The organism is Flavobacterium fructosi (assembly GCF_042787335.1).
GTDB classification, from domain to species: Bacteria; Bacteroidota; Bacteroidia; order Flavobacteriales; family Flavobacteriaceae; genus Flavobacterium; species Flavobacterium fructosi.
The window spans coordinates 1-1698 of record NZ_JBHZQA010000033.1; the positions used below are offsets into that span (position 1 = coordinate 1).

The 1698-nt window shown below is 42.2% G+C and carries 2 protein-coding genes; both read right to left on the reverse strand.

Annotation, left to right across the window (positions count from 1 at the left end):
• Positions 1-204 precede the first annotated feature (204 nt).
• Positions 205-1320: an IS91 family transposase gene (locus tag ACFX5D_RS16220; protein WP_379859239.1), complete on the reverse strand. Its 1116-nt coding sequence runs from the start codon at positions 1318-1320 to the stop codon at positions 205-207.
• On the reverse strand, positions 1299-1698 hold a 400-nt coding region (locus ACFX5D_RS16225; protein ID WP_379859240.1), incomplete at its 5' end, for a tyrosine-type recombinase/integrase. The genes ACFX5D_RS16220 and ACFX5D_RS16225, both read right to left, overlap by 22 nt.

Consider the following 1698-nt stretch of genomic DNA (forward strand, 5'->3'; position numbering starts at 1 on the left):
AGGGTTTCGTTGTGTGCGCAGCACGAACAATGAAGCCCGTGTTGAACGGAACCGAGTACCTGCCGTCAACACTATGGAGTTATCGTAAAGATTGTAGAGGTATTTTCAAGAGGATTTTGTTCCTCTTTTTTTGTGGAGTTGTTTCAACTTGGTTTTTTTCGTGTTTTCCTTCACTTTTGAGCGTACGTGCCCTTACCCATAAAATTAACTTTTACAGGGAATTGTGTTTTGGCTACTGCCAAGATACCAAGCAGGCGGACCACGCTGGTCAAAAACTGCTATTCGATGTAAATTACCTGTTTTGCAACAAGGACATTTAGGTAAAAAAGGCTTTCTTTCTGCTTTTTCCAATACTTTCACTTGGAGTTTCTCCTGCAAAAGCTTAAGCTTTTGACGCTTCCAAGTACTGCTCAAAAAACCATAATGACGGATTTTTACAAACCGTTTGGGCAAAATATGTAACGAAAAACGCCTGATAAATTCCTGATGCGCAAGTGTCATTTGTTTTTTAACGCCCGCCATTCGATAATCCTTGTAATCAAAAGTCACGTTTTGAGCATCAATGTTTTTGATTCTATTATTGCTAATGGCGATTTTATGGGTGTATCTGCCTAAATATTCCACCACTGATTTTGGACTTCCAAAGGGCTTTTTCGCAAAAACAATCCAAGGTTTTTGCCACAATCCTTGCCGAATTTGCTCGTAACCAATCGGATTTTTTGCCTTGAGCTTTTCACAATATTTAGCCCTAAAAACTTTCGATAACGCCTTGACCGGAAACAGAAATTTACCATCAACTCTACTATTTTTCCACAGTCCATTTTTATCCACACCTCCGCCCGGTACAATGCAATGCAGGTGCGGATGCAAACTCAATTGTTGTCCCCAAGTGTGCAAAACGGCAATCATTCCCATTTGCATTTCTTTATTCTTGGCAAAGCTTTGCAGGGTTTCCCAAGTGGCTTCAAACAAGGCATCGTACACTATTTTTGGCTGATGCATCGCCAAAGAATTGATTGCCTCGGGCAAGGTAAAAACTACGTGGAAATATGGTACTGGTAACAACTCGGTTGCTCTGGCTTGAATCCAATCCTCCCGATTTTTACCCTGACACTTAGGACAATGCCGATTTCTGCAAGAATTGTAACTAATAGTGATATTACCACAGCTATCACAAGCATCGATATGACCGCCCAATTGTGCCGTTCGGCATTTTTTTATTGCAGAAAACGTGTGAAGTTGCCAAGTGTTCAAACCATAATTTTCAATTCTACAGCCAATTTTCCGCAGCACATCCGCTACTTCAAAGAGCGGCTGCATTTGGCAAAAAGGGTATCGAGTGGACTAAAAATGCGCTGACTCTCGAGTTGGGCAATGTGCAGGTATTCCATTGTCGTTTCGATGTTTTGGTGTCCCAAAAGGTCTTTCAGGGTCATTATATCCATCCCATCTTCGAGCAAGTGCGTGGCATAACTGTGCCGAAGCGTATGGGTGTGAACTTCTTTTTTTACCCCCGCTGCCTTGGCCACTTGCTTGACCGCCCATTGCACACCACGTTGACTGTAGCGATTGTCAAAATCCCCTCCAGCTCCAGTAGGCAAAGGTTGTCCGTTGAAGAGATAGTCTTGAGGTTTTTCAGCTTCGATATACTTTTTAAGTCCTCGAATTAAATGTTCTGAAAGAGGAACATAACGATCT

What these genes read in the sequence shown, in the direction of transcription:
- ACFX5D_RS16220 (WP_379859239.1), bottom strand. Translation starts at nt 1,320, where the DNA reads ATGCAGCCGCTCTTTGAAGTAGCGGATGTGCTGCGGAAAATTGGCTGT.